Source organism: Rhodococcoides kroppenstedtii, assembly GCF_900111805.1.
Taxonomy (GTDB): Bacteria; Actinomycetota; Actinomycetes; order Mycobacteriales; family Mycobacteriaceae; genus Rhodococcoides; species Rhodococcoides kroppenstedtii.
Genome location: NZ_FOJN01000007.1, coordinates 22,933 through 39,729, shown reverse-complemented (window position 1 = coordinate 39,729; position 16,797 = coordinate 22,933). Strand labels below are relative to the sequence as shown.

General features: G+C 68.9%; 18 protein-coding genes. 10 read left to right on the top strand and 8 right to left on the bottom strand.

The genetic code is table 11. From position 1 onward, the window contains the following. Positions 1 to 340 precede the first annotated feature (340 nt). The 4 genes from BMZ18_RS19350 to BMZ18_RS09825 form a co-directional block, all read right to left on the bottom strand. The gene (locus tag BMZ18_RS19350; protein WP_139203905.1) at positions 341 to 2,320 is read right to left on the bottom strand and encodes a hypothetical protein; all 1,980 of its coding nucleotides are present in this window, start codon (positions 2,318 to 2,320) and stop codon (positions 341 to 343) included. A 475-nt stretch (positions 2,321 to 2,795) separates the two neighbouring features. Further along, positions 2,796 to 3,239 (bottom strand): DUF6918 family protein, encoded by a 444-nt coding sequence (locus tag BMZ18_RS09835; protein ID WP_068360719.1) that lies wholly within the window; start codon positions 3,237 to 3,239, stop codon positions 2,796 to 2,798. A 53-nt stretch (positions 3,240 to 3,292) separates the two neighbouring features. After that, entirely contained in the window at positions 3,293 to 4,255 is a 963-nt protein-coding gene (locus tag BMZ18_RS09830) for an o-succinylbenzoate synthase (RefSeq protein WP_074922154.1), read from the bottom strand. A gap of 26 nt (positions 4,256 to 4,281) precedes the next feature. Beyond that, complete coding sequence (locus BMZ18_RS09825) at positions 4,282 to 4,890, bottom strand: PaaI family thioesterase (protein WP_068360722.1); 609 nt, start codon at positions 4,888 to 4,890, stop codon at positions 4,282 to 4,284. A gap of 49 nt (positions 4,891 to 4,939) precedes the next feature. Between BMZ18_RS09825 and BMZ18_RS09820 the strand changes: the two genes are divergently transcribed. The 4 genes from BMZ18_RS09820 (at position 4,940) to BMZ18_RS09805 (ending at position 8,684) form a co-directional block, all read left to right on the top strand. Next, positions 4,940 to 5,848 (top strand): 1,4-dihydroxy-2-naphthoyl-CoA synthase, encoded by a 909-nt coding sequence (locus BMZ18_RS09820; protein ID WP_068099487.1) that lies wholly within the window; start codon positions 4,940 to 4,942, stop codon positions 5,846 to 5,848. Positions 5,849 to 5,852: 4 nt separating this feature from the next. Beyond that, on the top strand, positions 5,853 to 6,233 hold the full coding sequence (locus BMZ18_RS09815; RefSeq protein ID WP_068360725.1) for a VOC family protein: 381 nt from the start codon (positions 5,853 to 5,855) through the stop codon (positions 6,231 to 6,233). Further along, positions 6,223 to 7,386 (top strand): o-succinylbenzoate--CoA ligase, encoded by a 1,164-nt coding sequence (gene menE / locus BMZ18_RS09810; RefSeq protein WP_068360728.1) that lies wholly within the window; start codon positions 6,223 to 6,225, stop codon positions 7,384 to 7,386. The genes BMZ18_RS09815 and menE overlap by 11 nt, the downstream gene beginning before the upstream one ends. Before the next feature lie 188 nt (positions 7,387 to 7,574). Next, a complete protein-coding gene (locus BMZ18_RS09805; protein WP_068360730.1) occupies positions 7,575 to 8,684 on the top strand; it encodes a GAF domain-containing protein in 1,110 nt (369 codons plus the stop codon). Here the strand turns inward: BMZ18_RS09805 and BMZ18_RS09800 are convergent. Beyond that, positions 8,650 to 8,850 carry a hypothetical protein gene (locus BMZ18_RS09800; protein WP_068099483.1) on the bottom strand — a complete coding sequence of 67 codons (201 nt, stop codon included), beginning with the start codon at positions 8,848 to 8,850 and terminating at the stop codon, positions 8,650 to 8,652. The two genes, BMZ18_RS09805 and BMZ18_RS09800, sit on opposite strands and share 35 nt — an antisense overlap. A 320-nt stretch (positions 8,851 to 9,170) precedes the next feature. On the opposite strand from BMZ18_RS09800, the gene BMZ18_RS09795 reads away from it, so the two are divergent. From BMZ18_RS09795 to BMZ18_RS09780, 4 genes are all read left to right on the top strand, one after another. Further along, entirely contained in the window at positions 9,171 to 10,046 is an 876-nt protein-coding gene (locus BMZ18_RS09795) for a 1,4-dihydroxy-2-naphthoate polyprenyltransferase (RefSeq protein WP_068360762.1), read from the top strand. A 65-nt stretch (positions 10,047 to 10,111) separates the two neighbouring features. Beyond that, positions 10,112 to 10,495: a phage holin family protein gene (locus tag BMZ18_RS09790; RefSeq protein ID WP_068104851.1), complete on the top strand. Its 384-nt coding sequence runs from the start codon at positions 10,112 to 10,114 to the stop codon at positions 10,493 to 10,495. A 33-nt stretch (positions 10,496 to 10,528) separates the two neighbouring features. Next, positions 10,529 to 12,982 (top strand): aminopeptidase N, encoded by a 2,454-nt coding sequence (gene pepN, locus BMZ18_RS09785; protein ID WP_068360733.1) that lies wholly within the window; start codon positions 10,529 to 10,531, stop codon positions 12,980 to 12,982. A 53-nt stretch (positions 12,983 to 13,035) separates the two neighbouring features. Further along, positions 13,036 to 13,671, top strand: a complete 636-nt coding sequence (locus BMZ18_RS09780; protein ID WP_074922131.1) for a DUF222 domain-containing protein — start codon at positions 13,036 to 13,038, stop codon at positions 13,669 to 13,671. 32 nt (positions 13,672 to 13,703) lie between these two features. Here the strand turns inward: BMZ18_RS09780 and BMZ18_RS09775 are convergent, their stop codons facing one another. Next, complete coding sequence (locus tag BMZ18_RS09775) at positions 13,704 to 14,033, bottom strand: DUF4229 domain-containing protein (RefSeq protein WP_068099476.1); 330 nt, start codon at positions 14,031 to 14,033, stop codon at positions 13,704 to 13,706. A 170-nt stretch (positions 14,034 to 14,203) separates the two neighbouring features. Here BMZ18_RS09775 and BMZ18_RS09770 point away from each other — a divergent pair, with 170 nt between their 5' ends. After that, a complete protein-coding gene (locus BMZ18_RS09770; RefSeq protein WP_068099475.1) occupies positions 14,204 to 14,413 on the top strand; it encodes a BldC family transcriptional regulator in 210 nt (69 codons plus the stop codon). A gap of 114 nt (positions 14,414 to 14,527) precedes the next feature. Beyond that, positions 14,528 to 14,740 carry a hypothetical protein gene (locus BMZ18_RS09765; RefSeq protein WP_068099474.1) on the top strand — a complete coding sequence of 71 codons (213 nt, stop codon included), beginning with the start codon at positions 14,528 to 14,530 and terminating at the stop codon, positions 14,738 to 14,740. Positions 14,741 to 14,782: 42 nt separating this feature from the next. Here the strand turns inward: BMZ18_RS09765 and BMZ18_RS09760 are convergent, their stop codons facing one another. Further along, positions 14,783 to 15,790: a MinD/ParA family ATP-binding protein gene (locus BMZ18_RS09760; protein WP_082834040.1), complete on the bottom strand. Its 1,008-nt coding sequence runs from the start codon at positions 15,788 to 15,790 to the stop codon at positions 14,783 to 14,785. After that, entirely contained in the window at positions 15,787 to 16,797 is a 1,011-nt protein-coding gene (ccsB, locus tag BMZ18_RS09755; RefSeq protein ID WP_074922130.1) for a c-type cytochrome biogenesis protein CcsB, read from the bottom strand. The genes BMZ18_RS09760 and ccsB overlap by 4 nt, the downstream gene beginning before the upstream one ends.

The following is a 16,797-nucleotide window of genomic DNA, read 5'->3' as shown; positions in this document are numbered from 1 at the left end:
TCGAGGCCAACAGCTTGACATATGGGGACGCCAACAGAATCACTGGAGACCCTAACGACTCAAGCGGCGACCGAGTCGCAAAGTAGACGTCGTGTGCAAAAAGGCTGCCACGCCGCCTGTGATCAGGGGATACGATATGGCTAGGATAGTGGCTCCGGCCGGTCAAAAATTCGAATCGATGAACTATCCACGGGCTATCAATTAGGCGCACACCCAGAGCGGTATTGACCGAGCTCTCCATCAACTGCCTAAAAGCCTCGAAGTCTCGTAAGTCGTCGTGGCAAACAAGAACAGAAGTGTACCGACGTCGTTCGTGTATGTCCGGCGCCATTTAGAACTCCTAACTCAGCTGGAGCATTTGCCAAAGCGTTTCGTACTCAGCTTCCGGAGCACCACCTTGATCGGAATAGCCACCAAACCGATCGAGTAGGAACGCAACCGGACTCTCGACACAGTCACCACGATAGTCGCCGACATTTAGCGCATATGTCGTTCTCCCTTCTCGGATGGTCGTGTTTGTGTCGCGGATCAAACTGGCATTGAGTTCCGGGTCATAGAAGAACGCTTTTGCGATATGAACGACATACCGCGCTCCCTTGAACTCAATCCCCAGTCGCTTGAGAGCAGTTTCGTCGTCCAGGATCGCAATTGCGCGTCCTATAACCGGACGCAGACGAGCGCGCTTCTCAATGAGAGTCAGTTGCCGTTTCAAGCGAGTCACACACGTCTTGAATACGTCTTCGGACGGGGCCGTGTCGCCACCATCCGCCGACAAGGCGCATATAGTCCTGAGGAGATAGTGCTCCGTGCGTTCGTTCACGCTCGGAATCAGAGACCATGAACTCCACAACGAATTGACATAATTGGCGTCTTGAGAATCGTAGACATACAAATAGTCAAGAACATGCACGACAATTTCGTGGAACATCCCCCGATGCGATTGCACCAGCATTCGCAATGACTGTTCCGTCAAGCGCTCGGGCACTGTAATTGAAGTGTCCTCAACTGTTCCGCCCCGAATCGTTTGTGCGAGTCGGGAACATCCGTTCAGGCCGACAAGCGCTTCGACGAAAGCGACCTGCATCGAGTGCAAGGCGTTCGTTCCTGATTCACGCGCATTGTATCGAGCCAGAAGTTCACGCAGGGATGCATCGTCGGAAACCTCGAAGGTTGTCGCCCAGATGTCACGGACGTGAGCATGTAAGAACTCGTGCGTCAATGTGAGCAAATTCCACTCTTTCGTGGCGGCCGCATAAATGCATTGCCAACTCAAACTGATAGAATGGAGTGATTCGTGAAATCCCCATCTTGAACTGAAAACAGGCATGTGATACCGAAAGCCTTCTGAAATGCCGTCATCCAAGTCGGCCACACCGACGTTAGACCTGTACCAAGACCCAAAATTGATACGAGCAGAAGGCTCAAACGGATCGAAAGCTGGCCGGGCAGCATAACACCGCTGAATCCGCCCGACGTGGTCGAATTTTGCGAATGTTTCGTTCAAGTGCGAGTAAATACGCCACACCTCTCGACACATACTTCCGATACCGAGCAGAGAGTACTCGCCAACAGGATACGTTGCCCTAAAGATAGGCACCGCGCCTGAACCTAGCTGCGAACAATAGAGAGTCAGAATTGCGTTAACCTCAACGAGGACGCTCTCCAACGTGATCGAGCGTCGGACTTGCGCACCGTCGAGCTCCGGATTTTCGTATATAACGTAGAGCTCAGTCGCGATATCCTCGATAGAGGAGTGAAGCCAGTCGACCAAAGGTTGCAGTTCAGACGCATACATGGCCGCGTGCTGCGAGAAGACAGCCATATTTCCGTTGAATTGACGGATTTGCGCCGCAGCCTCGAAACCCAGCTCCTCGTGCCGTATCTGCGCGGGAGCTACCCAGGTTGGTGGCGCCGCAGGGAGTTCGAAGACGATGTCTTCTGCGAGCATCACGCCCTGCCTGTAAGGCCAGAGTTCGTGGCCGGCGAGGTAGGGCCCAAGCTCGCTGACGAGCCTCTCCGCGTCGGCGAGGTTCGAACACGAGACTACGGCGCAGGCGTGGCCGTGCGAGATGTAAGACCGCTGGGCGAACTCGTCGCCGACGTCGTTCATCAGCGCAGCCATCAACTCTGACGCCCGCCTCGGGACGAGCAGGGCTAAGACACCCTCACTCGCGAGCACAGGCGGACTCCCCTGTGGCGACGCAGAAAGCAACGGGCTTGTGCGACCGCGGTAGCGCGAGAGACCTTCGAAGGCGGTATCGGTGACGCTCAGCCCAAACTCATCGTCACTTATGGCCCAAAGGGCCAGGAAGCGCTTCATCAGGCTTGGTCGAAGGTAGCTTCCCAACCTGTTTCGTCACACTTGAAGCGGAAAGTTCGTTTCGACGTCATCGGTCCGTCACAGTCTTCCGAGCCTGCGGGCACTGATTCGCGTACCGTAGGTGCGGCGTGGAAATTGGCGCCAGCATCGTAGACCTTAGGTGCGCTCAGATGGCCGCCGAGCCAGAAGTGCTCGGAGGTCAAAATTGACCGCTGTGCCTTGATCCTTGACATATTGAACCTCATCCCCCCGGTTGAGCGCTGACCGACGAGACCCTAGCAGTAGTCGATGGTTGTGCTTGCAAGAGCTCCAATGTTAGCAGGACGCGAGCCGTCGCCAGGCGCGCAACTCAGCTCCCGCTACCGTCGGGTGTCTTCGAAGGAGCACCTCCCGCCGTAGACCCTGAAGACGACCCCGATTCCGTAGCCCCGCGCACTGGCACCGGCGTCTACTTGTACGGTCGCCAGGGGCTGCGTCAGGCGTACTTCTGCACCAGCTCTCCCACGCGCGGAAGCGCCTCGGTGACGTGCTTCTTCGCCGACGGACGCAGGGACGAGTACGCCTTCTTGATGGTCGGCTTGCTGGTGCCCTCGATGCGCTCGTCGGTGACCGACAGCAGCGCGTCGGACACGGCGTCGCCGCGGCCGACGAGGTGGTCGCCGAAGCGACCGGCCGATCCGGCGGCGGTGTACTCCTGCCAGAACGGGTCCAGCTTCTCGACGAAGCTCGGCCACAGCTTGGCGACGGCGTCGTCGATCACGCCGGGGCTGACCTTCTTCACCGCGCCGTACCCGCCCTTGACGGCGAGGCCGGACGCACCCTTCTTGCCGGACACCTCGGCGTCGATCAGCGCGGCGACGTCGGCACGGACGGCGGGAGCGACGGACTCGTCGAGCAGGGTGGTCTGCAGGGAAGCCACGAGGAACCTTTCGGGTCGAGCGGGAGCGGCGGTTCTGCCGGTCGGCGGCGACCCTACAACAGCCGCAGGCACCGTTCCGCCCGGGCGATCCACCACCGTCGGCGGTCCTCGGGCGCGGCCAGTGACGCGAGTGCACCCGGGTCCGGAATCACCGTGTCGGCGCACAATCTGCCGTCGACCAGCTCGCGCGGGGGCGCCAGATCGGCGGTGAACAGGGCTCCGGTGCCCAGCCCGCACGCGGCGGTGGACTGCAGCGCGGCCGCCGCGGCGAGCCCCGCGCTCATGCCGACGGCGGTGTCGAGAGCGCTCGAGACGACCACCGGAACGCCGAATTCCGCCAGCTGGTCCGCGAGGGCCACCACCGCACGCATCCCCCCCAGCGGCGGCACCTTGACCACGGCGACGTCGGCCGCGCCGGCCCGGACGACGCGCAGGGGGTCGTCGGCCCGGCGGATCGACTCGTCGGCGGCGACGGCGACGCCCGGCACCCGACGCCGCACCTCGGCCAGATCCTCGACGGTCGCGCAGGGCTGTTCGGCGTACTCGAGGTCGCCCGTCTCGGTGAGGGCGTGCAGTGCCCGCTCGGCCTCGTCGACGGTCCAGCCGCCGTTGGCGTCCACCCGCACGGTGGGGACGAGGGCGCGAACGGCCTCGACGCGCGCGACGTCGTCGGCCAGGCCCTGTCCCTTCTCGGCGACCTTGACCTTGGCGGTGCGGGCGCCGGGGAAGCGGGCGAGGACGTCCGGGACGTCCGCCGCCGGGACGGCGGGCACGGTGGCGTTGACGTCGACCCACTCGCGGACGCGGTCGGGCGGACCGAGGGTCGCCGCCTCGAGACCGGCGGCGAGCCACAGGGCGGCCTCGGCGTCGTCGTACTCGGGGAAGGCGGCGAACTCGCCCCACCCGGCCGGCCCCTCGAACACCATCGCCTCCCGCACGGTGATGCCGCGGAAGCGCGTGCGCATCGGCAGGGCGACGACGTGCGCCGACGCGAGCAGGTCGGCCGGAGCGCTCACGCCGAGCGACGCGCGGCTCGGCCGTGTCACGGCTGGCCGGGCAGCAACGACACCATGAGGGAGTGGCACTCGGCGAGAACCTTCCCGTCGAGGTCGGTCAGTACCGCCTCGATGAACGTCTTGCGTCCCTCGACCTTCGTGACGTGCCCGCTCACCCGTAGCTGCTGATCCAGCGGCGTGACCGCGCGGTAGTCGATGTGCAGGAAGGCCGTGCGGCTGCGCGGGCGGCCGTAGCCGTGCTGGATCAGGCCGAACAGATCGTCGAAGAGCAGCGGCAGGGTGCCGCCGTGCGCGGCCGCGTTCCCGCCGAGGTGATAGCGACGGAACACGCCGGTGGACTGCACGCCGTCGGGCCCGTACTTCTCGATGGTCCAGGGCAGGAGCAGCAGACTCCCCCGGCCCGGCAGCTCGAGCGACCGTCCGGCCGGGGAGGCGCCCTCCGGCACCACGTAGGGCGCCATCGCGGCGGCGAGCTTCTCCGCCTGGTCCGCGGCGGCCGCCAACTGCTCCTCGGGGAGGTCGGTGGAGACGGCGAGGTCCTGGATGGTCCGGAGGGCCTCGACCAGGCGCCCGAAGTCGGCGGGCGGGTGCGCGGGCGTGAACCTCGGGAAGCCGCCGTGCGGCGTGTCGCTCATCGTCCGACGGTAACGCTGCGGTCCACCACGGGAGTCGTAGGGTTGGGGCGTGACCGAGACGAGCTCCCCGTTCCAGCCCGATCAGTGGACCGTCGTGCCCGGGTTCGAGGACCTGACCGACATCACCTACCACCGCCACGTCACCGACGGCACCGTGCGCATCGCGTTCGATCGCCCCGAGGTGCGCAACGCGTTCCGGCCCGGCACGGTGGACGAGCTCTACCGCACGCTCGACCACGCACGCATGACCTCCGACGTCGGCGCGGTCCTGCTCACCGGCAACGGACCCAGCCCCAAGGACGGCGGATGGGCCTTCTGCTCCGGCGGGGATCAGCGCATCCGAGGCCGGTCGGGGTACCAGTACGCGAGCGGTGAGACCGCGGAGACGGTCGACCGCGCTCGCGCCGGTCGCCTCCACATCCTCGAGGTACAGCGGCTGATCCGCACCATGCCGAAGGTGGTGCTGTGCCTCGTGAACGGCTGGGCAGCCGGCGGCGGTCACAGCCTGCACGTGGTGTGCGACCTGACGTTGGCCAGCCGCGAGCACGCTCGGTTCAAGCAGACCGACGCGGACGTGGGCAGTTTCGACGGCGGGTACGGCAGCGCCTACCTGGCGAAGATGGTGGGGCAGAAGTTCGCTCGCGAGATCTTCTTCCTCGGCGACACCTACAGCGCCGAGGACATGCACCGGATGGGCGCGGTGAACAAGGTGGTGGACCACGCCGATCTCGAGACGGTGGCGATCGAGTGGGCGCGCACCATCAACGGCAAATCGCCGCAGGCGCAACGCATGCTGAAGTACGCGTTCAATCTGCAGGACGACGGACTGGTCGGTCAGCAGCTGTTCGCCGGCGAGGCGACCCGGCTGGCGTACATGACCGACGAGGCGGTGGAGGGCCGGGACTCGTTCCTCGAGAAGCGCGATCCCGACTGGTCGCCCTACCCCTGGTACTTCTGACGCGATGGACGTCCTGGCGAGCCGCACGATCCTGCGCCCCCGCGACCCCGCCGTCACGACGGCGTTCTATCGAGACCGACTGCGCCTGGGCATCTTTCGCGAGTATCCCGGCGGAGTGGTGTTCTTCGCGGGGCAGGGGCTGATCGAGGTCGCGGGGCACGGTGAGCCGGACGGTGGATCCACCACCACGATCCTGCTCCAGGTCCGTGACGTCCACGCCGCGCGGACGGAGCTGGCGGACGCCGGGGTGGCGATCGTGCGTGAACCCCGGACCGAACCGTGGGGCCTGATCGAGATGTGGATCGCCGATCCGGACGGCACCCGGATCGTGCTGGTCGAGGTTCCGCCGAACCACCCGCAGCGCAGGGACTCTCGTGGCGAGTGACCTCGAGGTCCTGCCCGTCCCGGGCGGACCCGGCGCCGCCGCGCTGCTCCCCCATCTCGCCCGCGTCCTGGACGGGGAGGCACCTCCGGCGCTGCCCGTGCCCGCCGACGATCCGCGCGAGATCGACCGTCTCACCGCCACTCTGGCGCCCGGCAGCCCGATCGAACACGACGCCGTGCTGGTCCTCGCCACCTCCGGATCGACCGGCGTACCCAAGGGCGCCCTCCTCACCGCCGCCGCCCTGCGGGCGAGCGCCGCCGCGACGCACGACCGGCTCGGCGGCGTCGGGACGTGGCTGCTGGCTCTCCCCGCTCACCACGTCGCGGGCATGCAGGTGCTGCTGCGCTCGGTGGCCGCCGGGACCGAGCCGGTGGTGCTCGACGTCCGCGCCGGGTTCGACCCCGCCGCCCTGCCGGCCGCGGTCGCGGCGATGAGCGGCCCGCGTCGCTACACCTCGCTGGTGCCCACCCAGCTGGTCAAGGCGTTGGCGGACCCCGAGGCCACTGCGGCACTCGCCTCGCTCGACGCCGTTCTCCTCGGCGGCGCCGCGACGCCGGCCCCGCTGCTGGCGCGGGCGACGGCGGCGTCCGTCCCGGTCGTGCGCACGTACGGGATGTCCGAGACCTGCGGCGGATGCGTCTACGACGGGCTCCCCCTCGACGGAGTGCGACTGCGCCTGGGTGACGACGGCCGCGTCTCGCTCGGCGGACCCACGCTGGCCGCGGGCTACCGCGGCATGCCCGACCACCCCGCCTTCGCCGAGCCGGGCTGGTTCCGGACCGACGACGTCGGGAGCATCGGCGAGGACGGGCGCCTGCGCATCCTCGGGCGGATCGACGACGCCATCTCCACGGCCGGGCTGACCGTCGTGCCGCGGGTGGTCGAGGACGTCGTGACGGCCGTGCCCGGCGTCGCGGAGTGCGTCGTGGTCGGGGTGCCCGACGAACGTCTCGGTGCCCGGGTGGCGGCATTGGTGGTCCTCGACGCCGGGGCGACGGTGACCGACGACGCCATCCGTGAGCACGTGGCGAGCGAGCTCGGGCGGGAGGCGGTGCCGCGCCTCGTCGTGCGGACGGCGGCGCTGCCGGTGCGAGGACCCGGAAAGGTCGATCGTGCTGCGGCGTTGCGGCGGGTGACGGACGCGGCGCGGTGACGGCGGCGGTCGATTGGCGGTGTCGTCCGAACGGATGACAGCGGGCGGAAACGACCCGCCACGGTCGACCGGGGTGTCGGCACCAATGGGTACAGTGCCATTTCACCCGTGTTACGGGGCGCCATTTCACCCGTGCCACGGGGCGCGATCGACCCGGGCCACGGGGCACGTTTTCGGAGGCGGTCGACATGACAGCAGCGCGCGACTCGGGCGATTCCGCCGAGCATTCGGCGCCGGCCGCCGGGTGGATGGTGGTGGAAACCCTGTCTCGGACCGGGGACACCCGCGATGTCGCCGTCGTGGTCCGGGACGGGCTGCCGAAGGATTGGACCTCCCTGCAGCGGGCTCTGCGGCCGAAGCGCGTCGCCGACGCGGCCCGGATCCTCGTGGGACGGGTCGTCGCCGACGGCCGTGAACGCACCGAGACCGTCCCCGTACGCGACGGAGGTGTGGACCTGCGCCTGGTCCCGGTATGCGGGCCCAGCGGAGGGGTCCACGGGGTGCTGGTGCACGTCGGTCCCGCGGGCAGTGCGCCGTCGACACCGCCGCCGCGGGCCGCCGCCTACGAATGGTCGGCGGTCGACCGGGTCTTCCGGTTCACGCCCGTGATGAGCATGTTCCTCCGAGAGGCCGACCGCGGGCGCCTCATCGGCACGGCCCCGGGCCTGTTCGAGGCAATCGACGACGCCGAGTCCGGGATGTACCTGTTGACCGCGCTGATCGACGCGCGGGACGGCGATCGCTGGGACGGGACGGTCGCTGCACGGACGGACGCCGGGCCGCTGCCGCTGCGCAACATCGTGCGCACCGCGCGGGTCGAGGTCGACGGGGAGATCGACGTCGTCTCCCGCGGCCTGGCCGTGGAACTACGGCCGGACCAGCTCTCGAGCCAGGGGCCGTCCGTCGAGGCGTTGGCTCTGCGCTCGCTGACCCGGTCGAACCCGACGTCCATCGCGCTGGTGGACGTGACGGCGGTTCGGGTGGTGCGGTGGCTGACCGAGCCCGTCGAGGGCGTGCAGTGGAAGGGCGAGGCGGATCGCCGGGACACCCCGCACCCCGACGACGTGCAGCGGCTGGTCGACCAGTACCGCGTGATGGACAGCTGGGTCGACAACAGCACTTTGATTCCGGACGTCCGCCTACGACGCCGCGGCGGGGGCTGGGTGGTGGTCGACCTCCGGGCGACGCGCGTCCCCGGTCAGCGCTTCATTCTGGTGGAGTTCCAGCCGACCGGCTTCTCCGCCGAACCGGACCCGGTCCCGGTCACCGACCGCGGCTATCCCCGGCCCTTGTACTGAGCGCGGCGAAGCAGCGCTCGAGATCCTCGGTGACGGCCCAGACGGACGGCAGATCACCGTCGAGCAGCAGCGCGCGCTGGCGGACGGTGAGGGCGCGGATGGCACGGTCGATCTCGGCCGGCGGCATGGTGGCGACGACGTCGGCGACGGACGGCAGATTGCCCATGGTGAATCCTGATCGTGACGGCGAGAACGCGTGTCGGTGGACCCGACACCGGTCCCGCAGGGGGTGACGCCACGTTCACGGCCGACGGACACAGGCCGTGAGAAACCCTCCTCCGGAGAGCGCCCGTACATCGTAAGGGGTCACGTCCCCGGCCGACAACACCGACCGCACAGTCGCATTCGGCGGCCGGCTGGCCACAGTCGCATTCGGCGGCCGGTCGGCCACAGTCGCATTCGGCGGCCGGTCGGCCACAGTCGCATTCCGCCCCACGTCCGTACCGGGGCGCGCTCGGGTACCGACCGTGAGGGATGATGCGCATCATGGCGACAGCAACACAGTGGATCGAGGGGGCGAGGCCGCGCACGCTGCCGAACGCGATCGCGCCCGTGGTGGTGGCAATAGGCGCTGCGGCCGCCATGGCCGACACGACCGTCACGTGGTGGAAGGCCCCCGTCGCCCTGCTGGTCTCCCTCGCCCTCATCGTCGGAGTGAACTACTCCAACGACTACTCGGACGGCATCCGCGGCACGGACGACGAGCGGGTCGGTCCCCTGCGGCTGGTCGGATCGGGCGCGGCGTCGCCCGGCTCGGTGCGCACGGCCGCGGTGGTGTGCTTCGCGATCGCCGCCGTCGCGGGTCTGGTACTGGCGGTGACGACGGCGTGGTGGCTCGTGGTCGTCGGCGCCGTCTGCATCGCGGGCGCCTGGTTCTACACCGGGGGCACGAAGCCCTACGGCTACAGCGGATTCGGCGAGATCGCGGTGTTCGTGTTCTTCGGGCTCGTCGCGGTGTGCGGCACACAGTTCGTCCTGACCGACCGCGTCGATCTCACCGGCCTCGCGTGCGCGATCGCCGTCGGCTCCTTCTCCAGTGCCGTGCTGGTGGCCAACAACATTCGCGACATCCCTTCGGACACCGAATCCGGGAAGATCACCCTCGCCGTCCGTCTCGGCGATCCGCGCAGCCGGGGACTGCACGCCGCGCTGCTCGCGGTGCCGTTCGTGGTGAGCGTCGCGCTCGTCCTGCAGACCCCGTGGTCGCTGCTCGGACTCGTGGCGTTCCCGCTCGCGTGGAAGGCCAACGCCCCGGTGCGGGCGCGCGCCCACGGGTTGGCGTTGATCCCCGCTCTGCGGGACACCGGCCTGGCCATGCTGGTGTGGTCCGTCGCGACGGCGGTCGGCCTGATTCTCGGCTGACCCGCCGCCACCCGACACGCCGACGCCGCCGCCCGACCCGCGGCCGTGATGCCACCATGGTGGACATGGTGTTGTTGCTCCGCCTCGTCGTCACCGCGTTCGCCGTGTGGCTCGCCGCCGCCTGGATCGACGGGATCGAGGTGACCAGTTCCGGGCACGGCGCGGGTTGGGACCTGGTGGTCCTCCTCGGCATCGCCGCGGTGTTCACCCTCGTCAACGCCGTCGTCAAGCCGGTGGTCCAGTTGCTCTCGCTGCCCCTGATCGTGCTGAGCCTGGGGTTGTTCCTGCTGGTGATCAACGCGCTGATGCTCATGCTGACCGCGGCCGTCACCGAGCTCACGGGGTACGGACTCACCGTCGCCGGGTTCGGCTCCGCGTTCTGGGGAGCGTTGCTGATCTCGATCGTCAACTGGGTGCTCGGCGGGGTGGTGCCGGACCGGCGCCGGTGATCCTGCGGTGCCGGCGGGGTGTTTCATGAACGGATGAGCACCGCGAACCTCACCCGCTCCGAGACCGCCCACCGCGCCCGGGCCGTCACCGTCCGGTCCTACGACGTCGCACTGGATCTCGCCGGCGCGCGCACCGAGCCGGAGTTCGGCGTCGTCGCCACGATCGAACTCGCGGCGTCGTCACCCGAGACGTGGCTCGACTTCCTCGGCGCGGCCGTCGACCGCGTGGAGATCGACGGCCGCGAGGTCGCGGTCGAGTACGACGGTGCCCGCATCGCCCTGCGCGGGCTCACCGCCGCGAGCACCGTGCGCGTCCACGCACGCGGGTACTACAGCCGCACGGGCGAGGGTCTGCACCGGTTCGTCGATCCCGCGGACGGCGAGACCTACCTGTACACCCAGTACGAGCCGGCCGACGCGCGTCGGGTGTTCCCCTGCTTCGAGCAGCCGAACCTCAAGGCGCCGTTCACGTTCCGCGTCACCGCACCGGCCGAGTGGCTGGTCCTCTCGAACGAGCGCCTCGACCGGACGGACGGCGACACCCGGATCTTCGCACCGACGCAGCCGATCTCGACGTACATCACCGCCGTCGTCGCCGGGCCGTACCACCGCGTGGAGGGCCGGTCCGTCCAGCACGATCTGATCATCGACCTCGGAGTGCACTGCCGGAAGTCGTTGGCGCCCTTCCTCGACGCCGACGCGATCCTGGACGTGACGCGAGCGGGCCTGGACTTCTTCCACGACGTCTTCGACTACGAGTACCCCTTCGGCAAGTACGACCAGGTGTTCGTCCCCGAGTACAACCTCGGCGCGATGGAGAACCCGGGGTGCGTCACCTTCACCGAGTCCTACGTCTTCCGCAGCCCCGCCACCCGATCGCAGTACGCCCGCCGCGCCAACACGATCCTGCACGAGATGGCGCACATGTGGTTCGGCGATCTGGTGACCATGCAGTGGTGGGACGATCTGTGGCTCAAGGAATCGTTCGCCGACTACATGGGCTCGTACGCCTCCGTCGCCGCCACCGAGTTCACCGATGCGTGGGTCGCGTTCGCGCAGCGTCGCAAGGCCTGGGCGTACTCGCAGGACCAATTGCCGACGACGCACCCGATCGTCGCCGACATCGTCGACCTCGACGCGGCGAAGCTGAACTTCGACGGCATCACCTACGCCAAGGGCGCGAGCGTCCTCAAGCAGCTCGCCGCGTTCGTCGGGGAGGACGACTTCCTGGGCGGGGCCCGGCTGTACTTCCGTCGCCACGCCTACGGCAACACCACGCTGGCCGACCTGCTGGCCGCGCTGCAGGACAGCTCGCTGCGCGATCTCGGGCCGTGGGCGGACGCCTGGCTGCAGACCACCGGCCCGAGCACGCTGACGGTGGACCGCGCCCGCGGCGTGATCGTGCAGACGGACCCGCGTCCGCAGCGCCTCGACGTGGCCGTGCTGGCCCCGGACGCCGACGGCGAGTTGGTCGATCGCGCACCGCAGGAGGTGCACCTGGCCGGCGCCGAGACGCCCGTCGACCTCACCCGTGCCGTCGACGGCACCGTCGTCCTGCTCAACGACGGCGACCACACCTACGCCAAGGTGCGGCTCGACGACGCGTCGCTGGCCGTCGTCGAGACCTCGCTCGATCGGGTTCCCGACGACCTGCGCCGAAGCCTCATCTGGTCCGCGGTCTGGAACGCCACCCGCGACGCGGAGTACCCGGCGTCGCGCTTCGTCCGGCTGGCGCGCCGATTCGCGCCGAGCGAGCCGCACGAGGGCATCCTGGGGTCCGTGCTGGCGGACACCGCCGTGGCCGTGGAACGGTACGTCGCGGATCGCGACCGGGCGCGGACGGAGTGGGCGGACACGGCGTACGAGCAGATGCTCGCCGCGGAAGCGGGATCGGATCACCAGCTCGAGTGGTTGCGGGCGTGGTCGGCGGCGGTGGTCCACGTCGACCGGGCCGCCCGGGTGCGGGAGCTGCTGACCGGTCGGACGCGGATCGACGGCCTCGCACTCGACGCCGAGCAGCGGTGGGCTCTGTGGTTCGCCCTCGCCGCGCGCGGAGACGCCACGGAGGCGGAGCTCGACGAGGTGCTGAGCACCGACCGCACCGGAGCGGGCGAGGTGGCGCACACCGCCGCCGTGGCCGCGCTCCCGGGCGGCGCCGCGCGAGTGTGGACGGCGCTGACGGTTCAGTCGCCGAGCAACGAGAAGGTCGGCGCCCTGGTCCGCGGCTTCACCGCCGGTGAGCGCGCGCGCATCGAGGACTACGACGCGCGGTACTACGCGATGCTGGGCGACGTCTGGCGCGACCGCACCATCGAGATCGCGCGACGACTGGTGGTGGGACTGTTCCCGCAGGCCGACAGCACCGACGACGCCGACCGCTGGCTGGCCGAGAACCCCGAGTCCCCCGCCGCGTTGCGACGGCAGGTGATCGAGCAGCGCGACCATCTCGCCCGGGCGCTGCGGGCGCGGACGGCGGACGCGGAGTAGTTCGTGCGTGCGTGTCATGGATCGTGACGGTGGGTCTCGCTACAATCGAACACATGAGCGATCGGGGGGTCGGCGTAGCCGGCGCGGCGCAGGTGGAGGGCACGCCGTGGCCGGCGCGTGACCCTGCCGCGTTGGGTCTGCCGGTGTCGTTCGACCTGCCCGTGGATGGGCATCTCGACGCCTTGGTCGACCTCGCCGCGGGGGCGGGGTATCTAGAGTGGCGTCGCTACCGCCATGCCGCTGCCCTGCATACCGACCTGGTGCCCGCCGAAGAAGACCGCGACGAGCGGGCGGTCGATGCGTACGCCCAGTGCGCCGCCCGCATCGCCACCGCCCTGTCGGTGTCGCAGTACGTCGCCGAACGCATCCTCGACAACGCCGTGGCCCTCCGCGACCGGCTGCCGCGGGTGTTCGAGTGCCTGCGCGACGGAGTGGTCTCCCCGACTCACATCCGCACGATCGTCTCCCGCACCGAACTCATCCACTTCGGCGACCCACCCGGTGCCGGGAAGAAGACACCACCGACACCGCGCACCTCGACACCGGGTGAACCCGAACCCACCCGACCCGCCCCACGCACCGAACAGAAACACGCCCGCCGACGCCAGGAACGCAACCGCAACCGACTCCGCAACGCCCTGAACGGCATCGCCCCACCCGAAGCCGAGGCCACACCACCGCCGTTCTGACAGGCGCAGGACGCCGAGGCGAGCGGTGGCGATCAGCCCTGCTCGCCCCGGAGCCGGGCGTGGAGATCGGCGCGGGCGCGGCGGCGGTCGTCGTCGACGGCGGCGATGTCGAGGTTCACCTTGCGGCGGAGGTTCTTGAAGAGGACCAGCGAGAGCGGGAACGCGACGACGAGCGCGAACACGAGCGCCACGATGAGCGGGAAGTCGACACCGACCAGGGCGGCCACGCCGAGGATCACGGCCGTCACCACCGCGACGAGTCCGAGCCGGGCGACGGTGTACAGGGCCAGGTCACGGGCCAGGCGGCCCTTCGGCGATCCCGCGGCGGGGGGTGACGATTCGGGCTGTTCGGGCGCGGTCATGGACCCCAGATTACCGGTCGCGCACCGTGCCCGAGTGATCCGATTTGTCCATTACCTCCCCTTTACCAACACGAGAACAGTCGAGTACCCGGGGGTTCCGGTGCCACCATGGCGTCGACACCACGGGCACTTCACGCCCGCGGCCCGCGACGCACGAAGGAGCGACCACGATGAGCGCACCGGCCTACTTCCCCACCCAGGAGAACCTGCTGACCCCCGGCCAGGTGGCGGCGCTCTTCCATGTCGACCCCAAGACGGTCACCCGGTGGGCGCACGCCGGCCGCCTCGGCTCGCTGCGCACCCCGGGTGGGCACCGCCGCTTCCGCGAGTCCGAGGTCATGAACCTGCTGACCTCGCTCACCACCGAGGCGCACGCCTGATTCTCACCTCCTCCGCTGGGTGAATGCTCGGGCTGGGAATTCTCAGGATCTCGAGAGGTTCACGCGGATGCCACCCGGCCGTCACGCGACTACCCTCGGTCGTGGAGGTGCGTGATGATCTACGTGGTGGCTTTGATCGGGCTCGTGGTCGTGGCCGTGCTCCTGTGGAAATCGTTCGGCCCCGAGACGGCCGCACCCAGAGGACGCGTGACCGGACCGGACGACGATCCGGAATTCCTCTGGCGCATGGGGCGTGACGCCGCCCGAGAGCGTCGGCGTTCCATCGATCGCCCGGAGGCCGGCACCGACCGCCCCGACACCGACTGACCCCACCGGTCGGCGCCGTCGAGCGCCGTCCGACGCCGTCGCTCAGTGCGTGATCGCGGGAAAGCCCGCGGCCACCGCGGCGGCCGTCTCGAGTAGCGCGACGCGCGTCGCCGGAGCCAGAACGTCGAGATCGACGACCGATCCCTCCGCGAGGTGTGTGTCGAAGGGCAGCACTCGCACGGCGCGGCACCGCTGGCCGAAGTGGTCGACGATGCTCGACACGTCCACCGTCTTGCTCCCCGGCCGTGCCATGTCAACCACCGTGACGGCCTGTTCCACCAGTGGCCCGTAGCCGTGCGCGTCCAACCAGTCGAGCGTCGCCGACGCGGACCGCGCACCGTCCACCGACCCCGACGCCACCAGCACGATCGAGTCCGCGTGGTGCAGAACGCCGCGCATCGCGCTGTGCAGGAGTCCGGTTCCGCAGTCCGTCACCACGATGTTGTAGAAGCGCTCCAGGACGCTCAGTACGCTCTCGTAGTCCCGCGCGTCGAAGGCTTCCGACAGTGTCGGGTCGGTCGACGACGCCAGCACCTCGAGGCGGTGGGAATTCTGCGACGTGAACGCGCGGACCCCGCTGTAGGTCTCGATGGAGTGGGTGTACTGCAGCAAGTCCCGCACGGTCCGGTCGGTCTCGACGGGAACCCGCGTGGACAACGTTCCGCTGTCGGGATTCGCGTCGACCGCGATCACCCGATCACCCCGTACCGACGCGAACGTCGATCCCAGCGCCGCCGCCACCGTCGTCTTGCCGACGCCCCCTTTGAGGGACAGCACCGCCACCCGGTGGCACCCGCGCAGCGTGCTGTTCACCTGCCGCTCCAGAGCCAGCCGGCGTTGCTCGCGCGCGCTGTTGCCGACGTTGACGCGTCCTCCCGTGGCGTCGTACACCGTCCGGCGCCAGCCGGCGGTCGGTGGCGGTGCGACGGGTCGCAGCAACCGCGACGTCGTCAATTCGTGGGACAGTCCCGTGGGTCCGTCGGTCACTCGGTTCCTCCCCGCCCGCCCCGGTCCGCTCCACCCCCGCGGGAGTCCGGGTCGGTTCGTCAGTTCAGGCCGGCGTAGGAGTGCAGGCCCGACACCACCATGTTGATGATGAACAGATTGAACAGCATCGCCACGAAACCGGCCACGTTGATCCACGCGGCACGGGTGTTTCGCCACCCGGACGTCGCCCGAGCATGCAGGTACGCGGCGTAGACCACCCACGCGATGAAGGACACCGTCTCCTTGGGGTCCCAGCCCCAGAAGCGTCCCCAGGCCGCCTCGGCCCAGATCGCGCCGAGGATCACGCCGGCACCGAACAGCGGGAACCCGATGATGGTGGTCTTGTAGGCGAGACGGTCGAGCGTCTGCGCCGCGGGGAGACGACGGGCGAAGCGCGCCAGCGCGCCGGGGTCGGTCCCGGCGGTGTCGTCGGATCCGGTCCCGGCGAAGCGCATCTTCAGTAGGAACAGCAGGGACGCCACACCGGCGACGAGGAAGATGCCGCTGCCCACGGAGACGATGGTGACGTGGATCGGCAGCCAGTACGAGCGCAGCGCCGGAACCACGGGCGCCGCGTCCGCGTAGAGCACCGTCGCGGCGAGGAACATCAGGATCATCACGGGGACGACGACGAACACCTGGGTGTGACGTTGTCCGCGCAGCGCGACCAACCCGGTGACGACGGCGGCGGCGCACGCCATGGTGACGAACTCGTACATGTTGCCCAGCGGGAACCGGTCGGTCGCCAGTCCGCGCAGGACTATGGACGCGACCGTCAGGAGCAACCCCAGCACGACGAGGGCGTGGCCCATGCCGCCGTACTTCTCGGACTTCGGGCGCGACGGGGTCGGCTCGATGCGGCCGGGTACGTTCGCCGCGATGCGGCCGGGTACGTTCGCGGCCGGCCTTCCGGAATCACCCGCCGCGACCAGCTCGCGCTTGCGGTCGTCGGCGGCGACGGTGCGGGTGGCGAACTGCGCCACCAGGAACACCGAGGCCAGGACGAACACTCCGAACGCGGACCGGAACGACCAGTCGCTGAACTGAGCCAGCGTGTCGTCGATCGGCAT

Excerpts from the sequence above, each read along its gene's own strand:
- BMZ18_RS19350 (WP_139203905.1), bottom strand. The coding sequence starts at position 2,320 with ATGAAGCGCTTCCTGGCCCTTTGGGCCATAAGTGACGATGAGTTTGGG.
- BMZ18_RS09825 (WP_068360722.1), bottom strand. The coding sequence starts at position 4,890 with ATGAGCGACACGCCGCACGGCGGCTTCCCGAGGTTCACGCCCGCGCAC.
- BMZ18_RS09815 (WP_068360725.1), top strand. The coding sequence starts at position 5,853 with ATGGACGTCCTGGCGAGCCGCACGATCCTGCGCCCCCGCGACCCCGCC.
- BMZ18_RS09805 (WP_068360730.1), top strand. The coding sequence starts at position 7,575 with ATGACAGCAGCGCGCGACTCGGGCGATTCCGCCGAGCATTCGGCGCCG.
- BMZ18_RS09800 (WP_068099483.1), bottom strand. The coding sequence starts at position 8,850 with ATGGGCAATCTGCCGTCCGTCGCCGACGTCGTCGCCACCATGCCGCCG.
- BMZ18_RS09795 (WP_068360762.1), top strand. The coding sequence starts at position 9,171 with ATGGCGACAGCAACACAGTGGATCGAGGGGGCGAGGCCGCGCACGCTG.
- BMZ18_RS09790 (WP_068104851.1), top strand. The coding sequence starts at position 10,112 with ATGGTGTTGTTGCTCCGCCTCGTCGTCACCGCGTTCGCCGTGTGGCTC.
- pepN (WP_068360733.1), top strand. The coding sequence starts at position 10,529 with ATGAGCACCGCGAACCTCACCCGCTCCGAGACCGCCCACCGCGCCCGG.
- BMZ18_RS09780 (WP_074922131.1), top strand. The coding sequence starts at position 13,036 with ATGAGCGATCGGGGGGTCGGCGTAGCCGGCGCGGCGCAGGTGGAGGGC.
- BMZ18_RS09775 (WP_068099476.1), bottom strand. The coding sequence starts at position 14,033 with ATGACCGCGCCCGAACAGCCCGAATCGTCACCCCCCGCCGCGGGATCG.
- BMZ18_RS09770 (WP_068099475.1), top strand. The coding sequence starts at position 14,204 with ATGAGCGCACCGGCCTACTTCCCCACCCAGGAGAACCTGCTGACCCCC.
- BMZ18_RS09765 (WP_068099474.1), top strand. The coding sequence starts at position 14,528 with ATGATCTACGTGGTGGCTTTGATCGGGCTCGTGGTCGTGGCCGTGCTC.
- ccsB (WP_074922130.1), bottom strand. The coding sequence starts at position 16,797 with ATGCCGATCGACGACACGCTGGCTCAGTTCAGCGACTGGTCGTTCCGG.